A 19,334-nucleotide genomic window follows, 5' to 3' on the forward strand; every position below is an offset into this window, starting at 1 on the left:
TCATTTAGTTTTTGGGAATGTTAATATCATTTTAGTCCCTTTATTGAGTTCGCTTTCTATTTCAAACGTTCCCGAATTTTTCTTGATCATTTGCTTACATAATTGTAAACCCAAACCAGTTCCTATAATTTCTGAATTGCCTTTTTTAGCTAATAATTCTCCTTCATAAAGCAATTCTTTAATAGTGTTTTCATTCATTCCAATTCCGGTATCCTGAATTATAACCTGACAAAAATCAGAATCTGGTTCATTTGCCGAAAAGGTTATTTGTCCGTTTTCTTTAGAAAATTTTATAGCATTGTCTAATAAATTTCTAAATACAATTTTTAGAGAATCAAGGTCAACAAACAGAAATATGTTTTTTGAAACCGAATTCTCAAGTGTGATTGCTTTGTCTAACAATAAAGGCTTATAATTATATTCAATTTGTTGTATTACAGAATGCAGATGAACCGATTCTTTATGAAAATACAACTGTTTGGTTTGCAACAAAGCCCAATGCAATAAATTATCTAAAAGACTGTAAGCACCATTTGCGATACCGCTGTTTTGAATAATTAATTGATTTAATTCGTCATAATTTTTCGTTTCCAGCGTGGCAGATAATTTAGAGTTACTGGTTTTTAATGCATTTACAGATGAACGCAAATCATGGCTTACAATCGAAAACAATTGATCTTTTGTAGCATTGAGTTCGTCAAGTTTGTTTTTTTGACGCAAAATAGTTTTACCATTTTTTACTTTTTGTGCATATAAATAAACACCGCCGGTTAAAATCAACAATAAACCAATTGAAGAAAAGAATAAGGTATTACGCTGTGCATTTTTTAAGTCATTTTCTACTTCGAGTACTTTAATTTGTTTTTGTTTTTGTGCTACTGCAAACTTTTTTTCGTAATCTGCCAAAGCCCAAATTTTGTTTTGATTGTTTAAAGAATCTTTCCATTGAGCAGATTCTTTTCTGTAAAACAGTGCCTTCTTAAAATCGCCTTTATTTTCTTCTACGACAGACATGTTTAATGAAGCTTTTCTCTTTATATCAAAATCAATTGTTTTTTTTGATAAATCGTATGCTTTTTCAAAATAAGGTATTGCTTGCTGGTCTTTATATTGAATATAGTATAAGTTGGCAATATCATTATAAATGCAAAATAAATTTGAAATGTCTTTTTCTGTTTCCAGAATTTCTAAACTTTTAAAAAGATATTCTTCTGCTTTGATAAAATCACTTAGATGTAAATGGCAAATTCCTAAATTTTGATAAATAAGGCTTATTTTTAATCCTTGTTGATTTAAGGATTTAAGGTCTTCTATTTTTTTGAAATATATAATTGCTTTTTCAAATTCTTTTAATTCTATTGAAGCATCCCCTAAGTTTTTATTGACTAATGGATAGAACGTAAATTTTTTGGAAATTAAGTTTAATTCAAATTTTGCTTCTTTGAATAATTTTTTTTCAATAAAACTATATCCCCTAAAAAAGTGGCAATAATCTGCGACTTCTTTATTTTTATTAATATTTAATTGTTTCATAGAACTGACCAAAGTCGAGTCCCAATTTTTTTTAATAAAAAAGTTAGAAGCTTTGCTAAAATTCAACTCGTTTTTGAATTCAATCTCTTTTTTCTTTAGTGCTTCGTTTAATTGTTTGTTTGATGATTGAGAAAACAACAAGAAAGGGGAGCAAAGAATCAAGAAATTAAAAAAAAATCTAATAATAAGCATTACTCATTTTTGTTTAGAATTTAATAAGAAAATATTATGTAATAAAGAAACATCGTTTAATGGATAATTTATAATCTCAATAAACGATGTTAGTAAAATATCTATTGCGAGGTTTAACGACCTACAGATGTCTCTGTTCCTCTTGATGTTTCAGGATCAATATTTCTTAAATATGAGAATACAGTAGTAATGTTTTCAACGCTTTCAGAAGTATAATCTATTTCAACATACCATACATCATAAGTATTTGGTGTTTCTTCATCCCAATCGTAATCAAAATAGATTTCAACAGTATTAACATGTTCTGTTAATGTTCCAACTACCGGATTTTGTGAATCTTTAGAGTTAATGTATACAGTAGCACAGATTTTTAATGTTTTAACTCCGTTATTATCGTAAATTTTTGCCGAAGCCAAAGGAGGAACAGGAAAAGTGATGTTCACTGTGTCTGTAAAAGTAAAATCTGCGGTGTTAATTCTTGTGATTTGAATGACATTAAAGTCCATAATAAGGTTTTTAGGGTTAATAATTTTATTTTTGGTGGGTTAAAGATATTTTATTTCTTTAAGAAAATATAAGCATTGTCGTGTTTTTTTTGTTAAATTATTTATTTATTGCCGTTCATCAGTAATAAATATTATAATTTACTTTACTAAGGAAAAAACAAGCTAAAAAAAAATGTATTGGTTTGTTCTAGAAATGAATTATTATTTTAGAAAAGTAAGTCAACCTGCGAATTAATTTTTTCGAGATAATAATCTATTTTTCGAATAGCACGATTAAAGAAAAGGTTTTGCTCTTTAATACCAGATTGCCCTAAAGCTATTGAGTTGCTAATTTGCTGTTTAAAAAACTGATGCACATTTTTACAGCTGTCTTCATTGTCTGTAATAAAATACCCTAAGAGCGTGTAAGGAACAAACATAGTTAGTTTTTCTTCCGTTTCTATGAGCATGTTATTGTTTAATAATATCAGTTCATTATAATAAAGGGCAAAGTTGTTATTTGAGTCATTACATTTTGCCTGTATTAAACTTATTATTCTCTTTAAGTCCTTACAAAGAGCATTAGCATTTTTTAAATTTAGCAAGCCGGCTTCATAAAAATATAGAATCTGCTGCAAGCTGCTGTTTATAGTGGTGTCGTTCCAAATTTCATTTACGGTAGTGTTTTCATATGCTTTTTTTAAGGTCTGCATATATTCGGTAAAAGATTCTTCAATAACAAAGTTTTCAAAAGACACTTTTTTTTGGCTTGTGTTTAGAAGATTCAGCCAGACAAAAGCCTTGAATTTTGACAAAATCGTTCCGTCCATAAAATAAAACAACGGAATATCTTTGGCCGAATAATAAAGTTTTGTTTTTGGGTTTTTTGTCAGTATTTCAACCTGTTGTGCTGATGCTTTAAAATATTGAAGCATATCTTTTAAGGATTCAATCTCGATCGTTTTTTCAACAATGACTTTTTCTTTTGGTGAAAATAAATTATCCAATGAAATATTAAAATGATTCGCCAGTTTGATGGTTTCGTCAATAGAAAATTTACTTTTTTGAGATATCCTTCGATGCGACGCATCATAACTGATTTCCAAGATAGAAGCAATCTCATCTATCAAAGAATTTGACTTGGAAATTTTACTTCTAATAGCTTTTAAAAATGATTCCTGATGTTTCATAATTTGCGATAATCACAAATATAATATATTTTTTTATTGTTTTACGCAAATCAATATGTGATAAATGCAATAGGTTTGTCCTGTAATTTTAAAAAGAAATAGTATGAAAATTATAAATCAAATTATGAGCGCCAATTCTTTTGGCCGTTTTCACAGAATACAATTTATAGGTCTTTTCTTGTTCACTGGCTTTTGTTTTGGACAAGATGCTTCGTCAAAAGTCACAGATACCTTAGTTAATAATATTTCAGAAAGTCCTTGTCTAGAATTTGATGGAAAAGATATTGATCTGCATTATTTCAGATGGAAATCTAATAATAATTTAAGAAATGACAGTATAAAGATTTTTAGTCTGTCTCCAATATCCAGAAGAGTAAATAAAGTAAATGGTTTTGCTCTTGGAGTAGGTCATTATGAGAATGAAAAAATTAAACTTCAAACAATTAATGGATTAAATATCGAAGCCAGTCCGCTGTCAGTGGCTTTATTTACAATTTCAATTAACGTTCCTTTTGAGTCTTTTTTAGTGGGAATTAATGATAATGTTATAAGTAACGTAGCTTTTTTTGATGATCATAAAGATACTTATATTAAGGTAAATGGTTTGAATATTAGTTCGGGAGGATTTACGGGAGGTGCAGAATTAAGAGGTATAAATATTTCGATAATTTCTGGAATGAATAAAATGAATGGATTCTCTGTTGGAGGAATATTAAATACAAAGAGCTTTTCTGGTGTGAGTATTTCGGGTTTAGCTAATATTTCTGATTCGGGAAATGGAATTCAAATTGGGTCGTCAAATGTTTCCAGACGACATAACGGAATTCAGATTGGATTATTTAATAATTCGAAAGACTTGAGAGGAATGCAATTTGGTTTTTGGAACACAAACGGAAAACGTAAGCTTCCTTTTTTTAACTGGCAGTTTAAGAAATAAAAAATAAAACAAATGAAAAATATACCAATCCTGCTTATTGCTTTCAGGCTTTTATTAGGGCCAATTTTAATAATGCTGACTTATAATTTTGGAACCGAAATTAGAACGGAACTTGTTGTTTTAATCTTTTTAGGATTATTGTCTGATATTTTTGATGGTATTATTGCACGCCGGCTAGGAACTTCCTCAGAAAAACTCCGAAGAATGGACAGTCAGACAGATTTAGTTTTTTGGTTATGCGTTGCCTGGTGTTCATGGATATTAAACCCCGAAATAATAATAGAAAATGCATTCCCTATTGCTTTGATTTTTATAATGGAAGCATTGACGTATGTTTTCAGCTTTATGAAATTTGGCAAAGAAACCTGTACACATGCGTTTCTTTCTAAATTATGGGGAATAACGTTGTTACTTGCTTTTGTTGGAATGATTGGTTTTGGATATTCCGGAATTACTTTTTCTTTAGCAATTATTTTTGGAATTGTCGGTCATATAGATGTTTTGCTTATCATCTTAATTCTTCCAAAATGGACATTTGATGTTCCCAGCTGTTATCATGCCTATTTGATTCGGAATAATATTCCTTTTAAAAAGAATAAGCTTTTTAATTAAAACCGAAAACCCCAATTCAATTAATAAATTGGGGTTTTAGCTAATAATTTTAGATAAGCCAAATATTCTATTTAAGAAATTTGATTTATTTATTCAATTTTGAATGTTTTATAAAAATGAATATAATTCCCTGTTTCGTTTACTCCTTCCAGCAGGATTTCATAATCTCCGGCAATATCAGACGTGTAAAAAGAGATCACCATTTCACTATTTTTAAGAGCTATATTAGGTTTCCAGAGTAATTGATGTCTATAATCAGGAACTCGGTTTAGGGTATTAGATATTTCATATTTTGGTTCAAAATACACTTTTGCAGGTTCAGGTCTCAAAATCGTCGTTTTTAAAATATTTTTATCCGTATAAATACTCTCAAAATCGTTATTTTTTGTAATAATGCTAACAATTCCGTTGAATATTTTAGGGCCATAACAATATGGTCTGTCCACAACGCTAATACTTTGAATTTGATAAGCATTGTAATTAAGTAGTGTATTTATATCCTGAATTTGCAGCCCATCAACCAAAACCAGACACGGTTCAGGAGATTGAGTTATATTAAATCTGGAATTTCTTAAATACAGTGAAGGAACTTGATTATAATCTTTAAAATTAAGTTCGGTAATAATTTCTATTATGGTTTCTTTAAATGTTCTAAATCTTTCAAAACTATCCAGATCATAATTTTTCTCGGTAGGTTCAAAAAATAAATCGGTATTAACAGCATCAATAAGGCTGTCTTTTTTTTGTGAAAAATAAACGTTTTCTACCTGAGTTGCCAATGAGCGCTCTTGAATCGCTTTTAAATTTTTAGGAGAAATAGCTGTTTTATTAGAAAAAATTAAATTTGATAAATCCGGACTTGGTGTTTTATCAACTGTAATAGCATAATTTTCTCTATCAGATTCAGACAATTGCACATAACAGTTTGATGCACTGGTTTGTTTATCTATTAAAAAAGTAAATTTTCCGCTGCTGTTTGTTTTAGTTATTTTGAAAATGAAATTTTTTCCCGGAATCGATAGTGTAACTATTTTAGAGTTTAAGTTAGCGTTTGCAGCTTTTGAAGTTATATACCCCGTTATAATTTCGCCTCTTGTTTCTGGAAGTACTTTTATCTCTTGTTTTAAATTGATATCAGTATTAATAATTTCATTATTTGAGTTTGTAGGTATAAAATCTATTTTTCTGATATTTAAAAAATAATTTCCTTTATCCAGTGTTTTTGGTATTACAAGTGTGGCTTTTTCTCTTTTAAAATATTTTTCTTTGTCAAGGTTTAAAACAATTCCCTCAGATGTGTTTTTATAAACTTCAGGTTTTTTAGATATACTATCAATAATCATATTGATATGTTCTTCAAACGGATTTATAACGGTAAAATCCTTTTCAAAAAAGTTATTTTGGCTATTGTTCAACATCCAGCTCGTATAAGCAATAAGTTTATAGTTTCCTGTTGTTAATGTTGTTGGAATAAAATAATCACCAGATCCAATTCCGTTTTTTAAACTAATTTTAGTTTTAAATATACTTTCTTTACGATTGTTAATTACTTCTAAATAGGCCACTTCACTTATGTCAGAAAATACGGTTGTTTTGTTTAAACAGTATAATTGGTAATATAGTGTTTCGCCGGTTAAGACTACCGAGGTATTGGTTTTAACTAATAATGATTCTGTACCCAAAACAGTATTATTTTGAGCACTACCTTTATAAGTGAAATTTACTAATAACAGCAGAAAAGCTAATTTTATATTTAATTTTCCCAAAATGAAGGTATTACGTTAGAAGAAAATGATGTACAATCTCCGCATTCTTTTTCGACCATATAAAATCCCGAAGGACCAAACCCAGGACCATCGCCAATATAATCATGTGTTTTAATCAAGTCATAATTGTCCTTTTCGATCTCATAAAAATAGAAGAGTCTGGCATTGCAGGTTGTAAAATACTCGGTTGGTTTTTCGGAAGGAAAAAAATCTTTGAAGCTAAAAAAGATTCTTTTTTTGGTCACAGATGCAACTTCAAAATAGCCCACAACTTTTTCATGTGAATCTGTTGTTGATTTTATGTTTCCAACAACATATCCGGGCTGATTTGGAGATAATATTTCTCCTGAATCAATCATTTTTTTTGATGTATAATAATAATCATAAGCACCTTGACTTTGCGTGTATTGAGAAACTATTATGCTGTAACGATTTGTCAGCATATAATCTGTGTCAGCAATAAAACGAATAGGATATTTTACGCGATCTTCACTCAAATCGGTCGTATTGGTTTGTTTGATTCCTGTAGAGTGTTTAGTAGTATAACAAACCTGAATATTTTCTTGAACAGGAACTTTTACGTAGCTGTAATGGCCGTTTTGCTGTACTAATTTAATACGAGTTTCAATAGGATGCGGAGTTATTATTTTATAAGTTTCTTCATATTCATAGCGATAATATTTAGATGTATTTGTTGGGTCAAAACTCTTAACATTTACCTCAACACCTCTAACGCCATCTTTTTCTGCAGCTGTTGCTTCAAGATCAATAATATTTGGCGTAGTTAAAACTTCTGGTGAAGAAACATATGATTTTCCAGATTTAGTTGTTATTTTTAATTGATAGTTTTTATTTGGTTCTACTTTAAATTCATTTTCAGAAATGTATTTTCCATTTTTTTCGCTAAACTGAAATACATTGTTATCGCTGTCAACAACAGTAACATTAGCTCCAGCTTCGGGAATTTTTATGGTGTCGTTAAGAAGTCTTGTTCTTGAAATGTTTATTTCCTGATATTTTAATTCGTTTGTCAATGTGGCTTCAACAGTCATTGCATCTTCAAAATCTTGATTTTGATATACATATTGTTCCGTGCAGCCTGCCAGGATGACAGATGCAAAAAGGATCAATGTTGTTTTTTTGATTATTGATAAATTCATATTGCTGTGATAAATGAATTAAAATTTAATGTTATAAGTTATTGTTGGAATTGGAACAGAAAAAATCGATGTTTTATAAGCCTTGATTTTTCTGTCTTCGGTAACAAAATAAACATTATAAGGATTGTTTCTGCCCAGAACATTATAAACAGAAAGATTCCAGAAACTATGAGCGAGTTTTTTTATTTTGTGATTTCCTTCAAAATTAAGACCAATATCCAATCTATAATAATCTGGAATTCTATATTGATTGCGATTACTATATAACGTAAAACTCTCTCCGGCAAAATCATAAGATCCAATTGGAAAAGTAACCGGTCTGCCGGTTTGATAAACAAAATTAGTTGATAAACTATATCTCTTGGTGAATTTATAGTTTAAAATGGCACTAAAATCATGTGGTTTATCATAATTTGTGGGGAAATAATCTCCGCTATTTATTTTTTCAGCATCAAATTTACTGTCCAGCTTTATTAAAGCTCTGGAGTAAGTATAGCTTAACCAGCCATTAAAATTTCCTTTTTCTTTCTTGATCAAAAATTCAACGCCATACGCTTTTCCTTCACCTTGAAGAAGTTCAGTTTCTATGTTTTCGTTCAAAAACAATTCGGCACCAACTTTATAATCCAGAATATTTTTCGAACGCTTATAGTAACCTTCTATACTTAGTTCTAATGAATTTTGAATTATATTTTTGAAAATCCCTAGCGAAAATTGATTAGAGGATTGTGGTTTAGTATTTAAATCTGAAAGCTTCCATACATCCATTGGTGATTGAGTCGTATTTGTGGACAGTAAATGCATGTATTGGTACGTTCTGTCAAAACTTGCTTTTATGGATAGATCCGGAAGTATAAAATAACGAGCTGAAATTCTGGGTTCAAAACCTCCATATGTTTTTATGGACTCATTACTGGTGTAGGTCTTGCTGTCAATAACAGTTCTTTCAGATTTAGGAAGATCATCCTGATAGATGTTTTGGGTAGAAGGACCAAGTGCCGAATAAAAAGAATAACGTAAACCTAAATCAATTAAAAGTTTGTCATTGACTTTATAATTTTCGGTAAAAAACAAAGCCGACTCTAAAGCTTTTTCTTTTTCAAGTGTTTTGTTTTTAATTTGAGAGTCACTGCTTGTTGGTTTTAGGAAACCAGGGTTAATATTGTATATTTTGCTGCTAACGCCATAATTAAAGGAGTGCTTTTCATTGAGATTGTACCTCATTTTTAAAACAAACTGAGTTTCATTGATTTTATAACCGTAATCAAATGATTTTTCAGGCTGAGAATCGTAATCAATATTAAATTTATATTGGCTATTAGTAACAATAAATGAAGATTTATTTTTTGTGTTAAAATCATGATCCCATTTTACGGTTGCTAATAAATTGCTGTATTTATAAATAGAGTCTGAATTGATGCTGTATTTATCATGACTATAATATAAAGAAGTTTCGAGATTATCTTTTGCAGTAATTTGATGATTGTATTTTAAAAGCAAATCATAAAAAGAAGCTTGACTGTTATCTAATTCAGGATCTTTAATAGCCTTTAAAATCCAGTCAGAATAACTTGCTCTGCCGCCAAACAATAAGCTTGATTTTCCTTTTACTATCGGAATTTCGAGAGTAACATTGCTCATTACGGGGCCAATTCCTGCTTCACAAGAAACTTTTTCGGTATTTCCACTTTTAGATTTAATATCAAAAACAGAAGAAAGACGTCCTCCAAATTCAGCAGGAATGCTTCCTTTATAGATATCGGCTTTTTTTGTTGTAAAAGGATTTACAGAAGAAAAGAAACCTAAAAAGTGAGATGGATTGTATAAAGAAGCATTGTCTAGTAAAAACAAGTTTTGATCGTCTTTTCCTCCGCGTACATTAAATCCTGCAGAGCCTTCTCCGGCTGTTTTTATACCCGGGAGAGTTGTAGCGACTTTAAAAATGTCTCTTTCGCCTAAAATTAAAGGTACGTTTTTGATGTTTTCGATATCAATGCTTGTGAGACCTGTAACTGTCGAAGTTGTATTTCTTGTTCTTTTATTTTCGATGACAACTTCTTTAAGCGCATTCACATTTTCGTCTAAATTAAAATCAACTTTTCCGTTGTTGTAAAGTACAATCTTTTTAGTCTTTGATTCATGTTTAATAGATTGTGTTTCAATTATATTAATGCCAGCAGGAACTCTAAAGCTATAATAACCATTTTCATCAGTTGTTGTACTTATATCTTTGCCTTTTACTTTAATAGTAATATTATATTCTGGTTTTCCTGAAGCTCTGTCTTTAATATAGCCTGAAAGTGTATAGGATTGAGATTCGTTTATTAACGACTGTCTTCCAAGAGAAATAATTGAATCTGAATCTTTCTTAGAATCATTCAGATATTGCTTATTGTAAATAGGAACAATTTGTAAATTCGGCTTTTTACTAACATTTGAGTTATCAGTATTTTTAAAATAATCCTCTGTTATCGTGTTTGATATTAAAAGGCCATTGCTTAAAATAATATTGTTTTTGTCAATAATATAATTTATGGTAGTGTTATTAAAAATAGCATCTAAAATTACTGAAATAGAGGTATCCTTGAATTCTCCTGATATAAGTTCATTATTAGATAACCATTGATCCTCAAAATAAAAATGGAAAGAAGTGTTTTTTTCGACTATTTCAAGAGCTTTTTTTCGTGTAACATTTGAATATTCTATAGAAATATTCTTTTCTTGAGAAAAGAGAACAATTGGCAGCAAGAAAAATAAACAGAAGATAAAGTACTTTTTCATTTAGATTTGGGAATAGAGCTTATAAATTGTTATCAATAAATTTTATCAAATCTGCTTTGAACTGGTATGGATTTGTCTCTTCTTGAATTTTATTTTTTTTGTAAAACTCTTTTATCTCTTTTTTTAGCGGAGGAAATATTGCGAGGATTTCTTTTTGTGTATTTACAGATGTAAATTTTGAATTATAAAGAAGCTGGTAATTATTATATTCTTTAAACTCAGTATATAAAGTCGTTTCAATAATGGTTTCTTTGGCAGTTTTAATGTGTTTAATATATAAGGAAATATTTTTGCCTAAATATTTTTCTTCAAAGAAACCGGTGATTGCTTTCGGGTATTTATATTTATTGTCAATATTTACAAATTTCTTATCATCAATTAAAAAATAATCTGTTTTTTCATTTATAAGAGTTATGCCAAATGTGTTATTGTTTTCAAATGATTTAACAAGTTCATCTTTGTATATGTCATACTTTACAAGAATGTTTTCATATAATTGATTATCGTAAAAAACAGATCCGTTAACGAAGTTTTTATTTAAATAATAGTTGTTAGTATTTTTTAAATTATAAGGATCAATATGAATTTTGCCATTATTGATGTTTAAAATTTCTTTGCCAATTGTTTTATCTAAGTAATTAGAAACGTCTTTTTTTACATTAGTCTGACAAAAACTGTTGATTGAAAGTAATAGCAGGATGAAAATTAGTGTTGAGTAATTTGTAATTTTCAATGGTAGGTTTTTACAATATAGTTTGAGTTTAAAAAAAGAGATAATAAATAATATTGTTTTAATTTTTGATCTTCCAATATCCTTTTTCATCAATATTTTTAATTTTATGCAGCTGTTTTCTATATAAAACTATGTTAATGAAGGTTAACAAAAAAATAAATTAAACCAACAACATTGATTTTTAAACCAACAACATTATTTAATCTATAATGTGTTTCCTGAAAACGTTGTAGTCTAGTCTTTTAGCCGTGTATTTTTAGTTGGAAAGTAGATTTAAAAACTTAAAAACCCCAATTCAACTAAATGAATTGGGGTTTTCTATGAATAAACCTTTAGTAAACTAAGATCTGATTACTCTTTTTTGTCCTCACGTGGAGGTCTTGGAACAAGTGCTTTTTTAGACACTTTTTCTTTTTTAGTTTTAGGGTCAACTCCTAAGTATTTCACTTGGAACACATCTCCCATATTAACTACATCGGCAACGTTTTCAGTACGTTCCCAAGCCAATTCAGATACGTGAAGTAATACTTCGTTTCCTGGCGCAGCAGTATATTCTACAACAGCTCCAAAATCAAGCATTTTAATTACTTTCACTTCATAGGCTTCTCCTAATACTGGTTTGAAAGTAATAGAAGCAATTTTTGCTAATACCGCTTCAATTCCGGCAGGATCTGTACCTAAGATTTCGATAACACCTTGCTCATCAACTTCGTTGATTACGATAGTAGTTCCAGTAGCTTTTTGTAATTCCTGAATTACTTTTCCACCAGGTCCAATTAATGCTCCAATAAAGTTTCCAGGAATAGTTCTGGTAATAATTTTTGGTGCATGAGCTTTTACGTCAGCTCTTGGAGCAGCGATTGTCTCAGTCAATTTTCCTAAAATGTGTAAACGTCCTTCACGTGCCTGCCCTAAAGCCTGCTCCATAATGTCGTAACGTAAACCATCAATTTTAATATCCATTTGACAAGCTGTAATACCGTCAGCAGTTCCGGTTACTTTAAAGTCCATATCTCCTAAGTGATCTTCATCACCTAAAATATCAGACAATACAGCAAATTTCTCTCCGTCAGTAATCAATCCCATAGCAATTCCAGAAACTGGTTTTACCATTTGAACTCCAGCATCCATTAAAGCCATTGTTCCAGCACAAACTGTTGCCATAGAAGAAGAACCGTTAGATTCTAAAACCTCAGAAACAACACGAATTGTATAAGGACAATCAGCAGGAATCATATTTTTTAAAGCTCTTTGAGCTAAGTTACCGTGACCAACTTCTCTTCTTGAAGTTCCTCTTAGTGGTTTTGCTTCACCAGTTGAGAAAGGAGGGAAGTTATAGTGTAAGTAGAATTTCTCTTCGCCTTGTTCAGATGGAGAATCGATTTGGTTTGCTTCTCTGGAAGTTCCTAAAGTTACAGTTGCCAAAGCCTGAGTTTCTCCACGAGTAAATAAAGATGAACCGTGAACTCTTGGTAAATAATCAGTTTCACACCAAATTGGTCTGATATCTGTAGTTTTTCTACCATCTAAACGAACACCTAATTCTAATACTACATTACGAACAGCTTCTTTGTTTGTTTTGTAGAAATATTTAGAAACTAAATCACCGTCAGCAGCTAATTCTTCTTCAGTAAATAAAGCTTTAACTTCTTCTTTTACTTCAGCAAATGCAGTACCTCTTTCGTGTTTAGCCGAGCCAACTTTTGCAATAGCATAAATTTTATCGTATGCAGCAGCTTTTACTTTTTTATAGATTTCTTCGTTTTCTTTCTCACCTTCGTAAGTACGAATTTCTTTTTTACCAAAAGCAGCCTGTAAACGTAATTGTGCCTGAATTTGAACTTTAATAGCCTCGTGAGCAAATTTAATTGCTTCAACCATTTCAGCTTCTGAAATTTCTTTCATCTCACCTTCAACCATGGCAACAGAATCCATAGAAGCTCCAATCATCATATCGATGTCAGATTTTTCTAAATCTACTCTGCTTGGGTTGATCACAAATTTTCCGTCGATACGTGCAACACGTACTTCAGAAATTAAGTTGTAAAATGGAATGTCTGAAACTGCTAATGCTGCAGATGCAGCTAAACCAGCTAAAGCGTCTGGCATAACTTCTTCGTCATGAGACATTAACTGAATCATAACTTGTGTTTCAGCATGGTAATCGTCTGGGAAAAGCGGACGTAAAACACGGTCAACTAATCTCATTGTTAATACTTCGCTGTCGCTTGGACGTGCTTCTCTTTTGAAGAAACCTCCCGGGAAACGACCTGCTGCTGCGAATTTTTCGCGGTAATCTACCGTTAACGGTAAAAAATCAACGCCTGGGTTTGATGTGCGAGCTGAAACTGCTGTTGCAAGAATCATTGTGTCGCCCATTCTTACTACTACAGAACCATCTGCTTGTTTAGCTAGACGTCCTGTCTCGATTGTGATGCTTCTGCCATCACCTAAATCGATCTTTTCTACAAATAATTGTGGAATCATAAATTTTTTCCTTATTGATTATACAATGGGTTTTAGTTGTGTTGTAGTGTTGTTGTGTGTAGTTGTTGTAATCTAAAACCCAATGAAAAACCAAACTTTTTTTCTTGTAATATGCTTGTAATTAAATACAATATGTAAAAACAAAAAGAGGCACTTTCGCACCTCTTTTCTATATTGATTATTTTCTGATATTCAATACTTTGATAATCTCACGATATCTGTTGATCTCTTTCTTTTTCAAGTAATCCAACAAAGCTCTTCTTTTACCTACTAATAGTACAAGAGAACGCTCAGTGTTGTAATCGTGACGATTTTTTTTCAAGTGTTCAGTTAAGTGTGAAATTCTGTAAGTGAACAATGCAATTTGACCTTCTGCGCTTCCAGTGTTTGTTGCACCACCGTGTTGTGCGAAAATCTCTTCTTTCTTTTCTTTAGTTAAATACATTCCAATATTATTTAATGATTTTTATGTATGTCAGACAACTTTTGTAAGACGGGTGCAAAATTACATCTTTTTTCCGAAAAAATAAATTTAAACTTTGAAAATTTTAATAATTAATCAAATTCAGGTAAAAATAATCCTTTTTTATTGATTTTGAACTAGTTTGATTTCAAATTCAGCTATTTGTGATTCGTTTGAAGGTTAATTAATAAACTAAAACCTATTTTGATTTTGCAACTTTTTTACCCATTTGTTTCTCATTTAAGGAGGAGTAAGAAAGTTTTACATTGTTTTCGTCTATGCTTGTTCCAGAAATTAAAACTCCCTGATCGTAATTATCTGTAAATGAAATTTTGCGTAAAGCATCGTTTCCAACCCAGACACCTTGTTTTAAACCGTTTTTGATAATTCCTTTTTGAGTTACAAACTTATCGGTTTCTTCATATTCTCCATTTCCATCAACTACAGTTTGATTTTTATTTTCATCCCAAAAATTAAGAATTAAAGTTTGAGATGTTTTGGTTTTAGGATTCCACGAATTCTGTTTCTCGGATTTTTTACTTTGGTTTTCGTACCAATTAATCTCTTTGCCTACTTTATGATCATCAGAATAATTTACAACAGATTCTTTAGATCCATTTTTGAAATAACAAATGAACTCGCCATCCTTTTTTAAAATGTCTCTGTCTAAAGTACAGCCCGTCATTTTCTTTCTTCCGTTTTTGTAAAAATCGGTTACAACGTAGCGCGCGCTTTTTTGAGAATAATTAGTAATTACTCTGGTATAGACATAGTTTTCGGGAGTAGCTTCACGATTTAAGGAGTCAAGGAAAATTTTCTTTGAAACAACATTAATCTGCCCAAATAGATTGACTGAACTTATAAGAAGAAATATGATGAATACATTTTTTTTCATTCAGATCTATTTTTTATACATTAAAAATAGCTCTTCTAGAATAACTTAGCAACTTCTTGATTAACAAACTCCAAAAATCTTTCGTCAGCTTCTGTAAACGGATCAATTACGTGGCTGTCAATATCAATTTGACCAATGTTTACTCCATTTACAAAAAGTGGAACAACAATTTCTGATTTTACAGTTAAACTGCAGGCAATATAATTGTCTTGTGCTTTTACATCTGGCACAACAAAATTGGCATTGCTTTCGGCAACTTGTCCGCAAATTCCTTTTCCAAAAGGAATAACAGTATGATCAGTTTCTGCACCTACATAAGGGCCTAAATGAAGTGTTTTGTTTTCGTGATTTGCAAAATAAAAACCAACCCAGTTGTAATATTCTACATTTTCGTTTAATAATTGGCAGACAGCTAATAGTTTTTTGTCTCTAACTTTGTTATTATCAGATACTATAGCGCTTATTTTTGGTTGTAATTCTTGAAATGTCATGATTTGAAAATTTTATACAAAAGTATTTAAAGCTGAACTCAAAAAATACATAAATTTGAAAAAAAAATCTGTTGAAAAAATATCTAGCCCAATTCAAGCCGTTTTTAATTTTTATAGGTACTTTTTTTGCAGCTTATATTGCATTAACGCTATTATATAAATTTTATTTGAACAGTTTTAAAGCTGATGAAGTCGACGGAATTACAAATTTGGTTGGCCGCAATGTTGAGCAGCTGCTTCATGCTTTTAATTTTGATATAAAAGTTCAAAAAAGCCTTTCCGGTTCCTGGTTAGAAGTTTTATATAACAATCATTATATCGTTCGAATTATTGAAGGATGCAATGCGGTAAGCGTTATTATCTTGTTTATTGCTTTCGTGCTCGCTTTTTCGGGGAAATTTAAAGTTACCTTATATTATATCCTTTTCGGGATTGTGTTTATTTATCTTTTAAATATTGCCCGAATCGCTTTATTGACCATTTTGTTATTTCATTTTCCGGAAAAAAATCACCTTTTGCACGGCGTTCTTTTTCCGTTAATTATTTACGGAACCGTTTTTATTTTATGGATTATCTGGGTTAATAAATTTTCGAAGTATGCTAAATAAAATAAGAGAAGAAAAAACGAAAATTTTCATTTCGGTACTTGTTATTTTTTGTTTTGGAATTATTCGGGCTTTTGAAAATATGCTCTTTTATGATCCGTTTTTAGATTATTTTGAAAAGGATTTTAATAATATAAAATTACCAGAAGTCGATTCGCTAAAACTATTCCTGAACCTTTTACTTCGGTTTGCTTTAAATACTGCGCTATCACTTATTCTAATTTATACCCTTTTTAGAGACAAAGGAATTTTAATTTTCAGTTCCTTTTTATACGCTTTTTTTTCAGTCGTTCTTTTCGCAATGTTTTTTATAATTGTCGAATATTTTCCGGAGAAAAGCTGGCTCTTGTTTTATGTTCGAAGATTTATCATTCAGCCTATATTTGTACTTTTGTTTATTCCGGCATTTTACTATCAGCTTCAAAATCTAAAAAAATAACATTTCATTTAAATTTTATCTGACTCTTTTTAAATACTTTTGCATTATGAGAAAAAAGTGCACAGTTTTATTTTTAGCGTTCCTATTGTTGGTTTCCAACATTGGGTTTGCTTTTGATGTGCATTACTGCGGAGGAAAAATAGCTTCCGTTTCTTTAAATACTTCAGCTTCGGCATCACCAGAGAAAAAATGCTGTGGTGAAAAAGAGAAAAAATCATCTTGCTGCAAGGACAAAGTTGTAAAATTTGAAAAAAAATCAAGCGATGCAACTTTTAAGGTTTTCTTTTTCCAGCTTGCATTTCCGGCTGTAATTCAGGAATACAAACCAATTGCGTTTTTGTCCATTCCAAACTTCAAAAACAATCAGGTTATTTCGTATTATTCAGATGCGAATGCGCCCCCTTTATTCAAATTATACAATCAATACATTTTTTATTCCTGATTTTAATGTTTAGAATCAAGCCTTCTTTCTATGGCTTGCAATGAATGTTTTAGTGTTTCTTATTCTACAGAAACCCAAAACAGAATTTCTAAATAACATTAAAATCTTTTTTTATGCCAAAAAATATCATGCTTTTTGCGATGTTTTTACTTTCGGTTTCTATGTTTTCACAAGAAAATTTAGAGGAAGTAAAAGTCAAAAAAAAGCAAAAAGGAATTACAAAATCCTATACCGTTACCGCAAATACATCTTTAATTACGAGTAAAGAACTCTTAAAAGCAGCATGTTGTAATCTTGCCGAAAGCTTTGAGACAAATCCGTCAATTGACGTCAATTTTTCTGATGCTTTAACAGGAACGAAACAAATAAAAATGCTAGGCTTAACAAGTCCGTATTTAATGATTACCGAAGAAAATATTCCTTCGGTTCGCGGAGCGTCTCAAGCTTACGGTTTATCATTTACACCCGGAACCTGGATTGAAAGTGTTCAGATTACCAAAGGTGCAGGAAGCGTTATTAATGGTTACGAAAGTATTTCGGGACAAATAAATACCGAACTTTTAAAACCGTTAAGTGATATTCCGTTTTTCCTGAATGCCTACGGATCAACTGATTCAAGATTTGAATTAAACACACATTTTAATAAAAAGTTATCTGATAAATGGGCAACAAGTCTATTTGTTCACGGAAATACGCGTGTTGCAAAAAACGACATGAACGATGACGGTTTTTTAGATAATCCGTTAGGGAAACAAATTAATGTTTTAAACCGATATCAATATTATGATCCAGAAAGCGGTTTGGTAAGTTTTATCAATTTCAGATACATGAATGATAAAAAGCAAACTGGAGAAGTTGATTTTGATAAAGACCGTGATCGCGGAACTACAAATCATTGGGGTTCAGAAATCAATACAGAACGTTTTGATGTGTCTACAAAAATAGGTTATGTTTTTAAAGATATGCCTTATCAAAGCATTGGATTTCAAAATGCTTTCAACAGCCATAAACAGGATTCGTATTTTGGTTTAAATCAATATGATATTAAGCAGAATAGTTTTTATTCGAATTTAATTTTCAATTCAATTATCAATAATACGAAGCATAAATTTACAACTGGTTTAAATTTTTCATACGATCAATATCAGGAATTTGTAAATGTTACAGATTACAGTCGAATCGATAATTCGGTTGGGGCGTTTTTTGAATATACATATGACAATACCGATAATTTCAGTATAATTTTAGGAGGAAGAGTGGACAATCATAACCGTTTAGGCTTTTTTGCTACGCCGAGACTTCATGTTAGGTACAATCCTTGGAAAAATACAGTAATTCGTTTTTCTGCCGGAAGAGGAAAACGTTCGGCTAATATTTTTGCCGAGAATCAACAGCTTTTTGCCAGTTCAAGAACATTTTCAATTTTAGATAACAGCGGAAAAATCTATGGTTTAAATCCGGAAATTGCATGGAATTATGGAGTTAGTTTTTCGCAGAAATTTAAACTTTTCGGTAAAAATGCCGATGCCGGATTTGATATCTACAGAACTGATTTTCAAAATCAGGCCGTTGTAGATTTAATGCAGAGTCCGCAAGAAGTTTTGTTTTATAATTTAAAAGGAAGTTCTTTTGCCAATAGTATTCAGGTAGAATTCAATTACGAGTTAATTCACAACTTAAATTTAAGAACGGCTTATAAATATTATGACATACAAACCGATTATTTAAGAGGAACTTTTCAGCGTCCGCTGCAGGCGAAACATCGTTTTCTTGGAAATTTAGAATACGAAACAACGTTGAACAATGATAAACAATGGAAGTTTGATTATACTTTTAACTGGTCTGGAAAACAACAGCTTCCGTACACAGCGTCAAATCCTGCTGAAGACCAGTTTCCTGATTTCTCGCCTTCGTATGCTGTTATGAATGCTCAGGTTACAAGGGTTTTCTCGTCAGTTTTTGAGGTATATATAGGAGGGGAAAATATTGGAAATTACAAACAGCAAAAAGCGATTTTAGGAGCAAATGATCCTTTCGGACCAAATTTTGATGCTTCGGTTGCTTATGCACCAATTTTTGGGCAGATGTATTATGCCGGATTACGATTTAAGATAAAATAATAA

The 19,334-nt window shown here is 30.8% G+C and carries 17 protein-coding genes; 6 read left to right on the plus strand and 11 right to left on the minus strand.

From position 1 onward, the window contains the following. From NLJ00_RS07595 to NLJ00_RS07605, 3 genes are all read right to left on the minus strand, one after another. Positions 1-1,533 (minus strand): tetratricopeptide repeat-containing sensor histidine kinase, encoded by a 1,533-nt coding sequence (locus tag NLJ00_RS07595; RefSeq protein ID WP_256636777.1) that lies wholly within the window; start codon positions 1,531-1,533, stop codon positions 1-3. 305 nt (positions 1,534-1,838) lie between these two features. Continuing rightward, positions 1,839-2,231, minus strand: coding sequence for a hypothetical protein (locus tag NLJ00_RS07600; protein ID WP_256636778.1), 393 nt, complete (start codon positions 2,229-2,231; stop codon positions 1,839-1,841). 206 nt (positions 2,232-2,437) lie between these two features. After that, positions 2,438-3,400, minus strand: a complete 963-nt coding sequence (locus tag NLJ00_RS07605; RefSeq protein WP_256636779.1) for a hypothetical protein — start codon at positions 3,398-3,400, stop codon at positions 2,438-2,440. A 103-nt stretch (positions 3,401-3,503) separates the two neighbouring features. On the opposite strand from NLJ00_RS07605, the gene NLJ00_RS07610 reads away from it, so the two are divergent. Next, positions 3,504-4,337 (plus strand): LA_2272 family surface repeat-containing protein, encoded by an 834-nt coding sequence (locus NLJ00_RS07610; RefSeq protein ID WP_256636780.1) that lies wholly within the window; start codon positions 3,504-3,506, stop codon positions 4,335-4,337. A gap of 12 nt (positions 4,338-4,349) precedes the next feature. Continuing rightward, positions 4,350-4,949, plus strand: a complete 600-nt coding sequence (locus tag NLJ00_RS07615) for a CDP-alcohol phosphatidyltransferase family protein (protein ID WP_256636781.1) — start codon at positions 4,350-4,352, stop codon at positions 4,947-4,949. A gap of 89 nt (positions 4,950-5,038) precedes the next feature. On the opposite strand, the gene NLJ00_RS07620 is transcribed toward NLJ00_RS07615, so the two are convergent. From NLJ00_RS07620 to NLJ00_RS07655, 8 genes are all read right to left on the minus strand, one after another. Then, the gene (locus tag NLJ00_RS07620) at positions 5,039-6,715 is read right to left on the minus strand and encodes a hypothetical protein (RefSeq protein WP_256636782.1); all 1,677 of its coding nucleotides are present in this window, start codon (positions 6,713-6,715) and stop codon (positions 5,039-5,041) included. Further along, the gene (locus tag NLJ00_RS07625; protein ID WP_256636783.1) at positions 6,703-7,875 is read right to left on the minus strand and encodes a DUF4249 domain-containing protein; all 1,173 of its coding nucleotides are present in this window, start codon (positions 7,873-7,875) and stop codon (positions 6,703-6,705) included. Before NLJ00_RS07625 ends, NLJ00_RS07620 begins: the two co-directional genes overlap by 13 nt. An 18-nt stretch (positions 7,876-7,893) precedes the next feature. Beyond that, complete coding sequence (locus NLJ00_RS07630) at positions 7,894-10,656, minus strand: TonB-dependent receptor (protein WP_256636784.1); 2,763 nt, start codon at positions 10,654-10,656, stop codon at positions 7,894-7,896. A 19-nt stretch (positions 10,657-10,675) separates the two neighbouring features. Beyond that, positions 10,676-11,479, minus strand: a complete 804-nt coding sequence (locus NLJ00_RS07635; protein WP_256636785.1) for a hypothetical protein — start codon at positions 11,477-11,479, stop codon at positions 10,676-10,678. Between the two features lie 261 nt (positions 11,480-11,740). Continuing rightward, positions 11,741-13,876, minus strand: coding sequence for a polyribonucleotide nucleotidyltransferase (locus NLJ00_RS07640; protein ID WP_256636786.1), 2,136 nt, complete (start codon positions 13,874-13,876; stop codon positions 11,741-11,743). A 178-nt stretch (positions 13,877-14,054) separates the two neighbouring features. Continuing rightward, complete coding sequence (gene rpsO / locus NLJ00_RS07645; protein ID WP_007804772.1) at positions 14,055-14,321, minus strand: 30S ribosomal protein S15; 267 nt, start codon at positions 14,319-14,321, stop codon at positions 14,055-14,057. A 217-nt stretch (positions 14,322-14,538) separates the two neighbouring features. Beyond that, positions 14,539-15,234 carry a toxin-antitoxin system YwqK family antitoxin gene (locus tag NLJ00_RS07650; protein ID WP_256636787.1) on the minus strand — a complete coding sequence of 232 codons (696 nt, stop codon included), beginning with the start codon at positions 15,232-15,234 and terminating at the stop codon, positions 14,539-14,541. 35 nt (positions 15,235-15,269) lie between these two features. Next, positions 15,270-15,725, minus strand: a complete 456-nt coding sequence (locus tag NLJ00_RS07655; RefSeq protein WP_256636788.1) for a GAF domain-containing protein — start codon at positions 15,723-15,725, stop codon at positions 15,270-15,272. A gap of 71 nt (positions 15,726-15,796) precedes the next feature. On the opposite strand from NLJ00_RS07655, the gene xrtF reads away from it, so the two are divergent. From xrtF to NLJ00_RS07675, 4 genes are all read left to right on the plus strand, one after another. Continuing rightward, positions 15,797-16,333: an exosortase family protein XrtF gene (xrtF, locus tag NLJ00_RS07660; protein ID WP_053470046.1), complete on the plus strand. Its 537-nt coding sequence runs from the start codon at positions 15,797-15,799 to the stop codon at positions 16,331-16,333. Then, positions 16,323-16,769: an exosortase F system-associated membrane protein gene (locus NLJ00_RS07665; RefSeq protein ID WP_256636789.1), complete on the plus strand. Its 447-nt coding sequence runs from the start codon at positions 16,323-16,325 to the stop codon at positions 16,767-16,769. Before xrtF ends, NLJ00_RS07665 begins: the two co-directional genes overlap by 11 nt. Before the next feature lie 43 nt (positions 16,770-16,812). Beyond that, positions 16,813-17,211: an HYC_CC_PP family protein gene (locus tag NLJ00_RS07670; protein ID WP_408611647.1), complete on the plus strand. Its 399-nt coding sequence runs from the start codon at positions 16,813-16,815 to the stop codon at positions 17,209-17,211. Positions 17,212-17,324: 113 nt separating this feature from the next. Then, positions 17,325-19,331 carry a TonB-dependent receptor plug domain-containing protein gene (locus tag NLJ00_RS07675; RefSeq protein ID WP_256636790.1) on the plus strand — a complete coding sequence of 669 codons (2,007 nt, stop codon included), beginning with the start codon at positions 17,325-17,327 and terminating at the stop codon, positions 19,329-19,331. The last annotated feature ends 3 nt before the right edge of the window (positions 19,332-19,334 follow it).

The sequence above is a fragment of the Flavobacterium panici genome, from assembly GCF_024499525.1.
GTDB lineage: Bacteria > Bacteroidota > Bacteroidia > Flavobacteriales > Flavobacteriaceae > Flavobacterium > Flavobacterium panici.

Excerpts from the sequence above, each read along its gene's own strand:
- NLJ00_RS07595 (WP_256636777.1), bottom strand. The coding sequence starts at position 1,533 with ATGAAACAATTAAATATTAATAAAAATAAAGAAGTCGCAGATTATTGC.
- NLJ00_RS07615 (WP_256636781.1), top strand. The coding sequence starts at position 4,350 with ATGAAAAATATACCAATCCTGCTTATTGCTTTCAGGCTTTTATTAGGG.
- NLJ00_RS07610 (WP_256636780.1), top strand. The coding sequence starts at position 3,504 with ATGAAAATTATAAATCAAATTATGAGCGCCAATTCTTTTGGCCGTTTT.
- NLJ00_RS07665 (WP_256636789.1), top strand. The coding sequence starts at position 16,323 with ATGCTAAATAAAATAAGAGAAGAAAAAACGAAAATTTTCATTTCGGTA.
- NLJ00_RS07640 (WP_256636786.1), bottom strand. The coding sequence starts at position 13,876 with ATGATTCCACAATTATTTGTAGAAAAGATCGATTTAGGTGATGGCAGA.
- NLJ00_RS07655 (WP_256636788.1), bottom strand. The coding sequence starts at position 15,725 with ATGACATTTCAAGAATTACAACCAAAAATAAGCGCTATAGTATCTGAT.
- NLJ00_RS07635 (WP_256636785.1), bottom strand. The coding sequence starts at position 11,479 with ATGAAAAAGGATATTGGAAGATCAAAAATTAAAACAATATTATTTATT.
- NLJ00_RS07605 (WP_256636779.1), bottom strand. The coding sequence starts at position 3,400 with ATGAAACATCAGGAATCATTTTTAAAAGCTATTAGAAGTAAAATTTCC.
- NLJ00_RS07600 (WP_256636778.1), bottom strand. The coding sequence starts at position 2,231 with ATGGACTTTAATGTCATTCAAATCACAAGAATTAACACCGCAGATTTT.
- rpsO (WP_007804772.1), bottom strand. The coding sequence starts at position 14,321 with ATGTATTTAACTAAAGAAAAGAAAGAAGAGATTTTCGCACAACACGGT.
- NLJ00_RS07650 (WP_256636787.1), bottom strand. The coding sequence starts at position 15,234 with ATGAAAAAAAATGTATTCATCATATTTCTTCTTATAAGTTCAGTCAAT.
- NLJ00_RS07625 (WP_256636783.1), bottom strand. The coding sequence starts at position 7,875 with ATGAATTTATCAATAATCAAAAAAACAACATTGATCCTTTTTGCATCT.
- NLJ00_RS07675 (WP_256636790.1), top strand. The coding sequence starts at position 17,325 with ATGCCAAAAAATATCATGCTTTTTGCGATGTTTTTACTTTCGGTTTCT.
- NLJ00_RS07630 (WP_256636784.1), bottom strand. The coding sequence starts at position 10,656 with ATGAAAAAGTACTTTATCTTCTGTTTATTTTTCTTGCTGCCAATTGTT.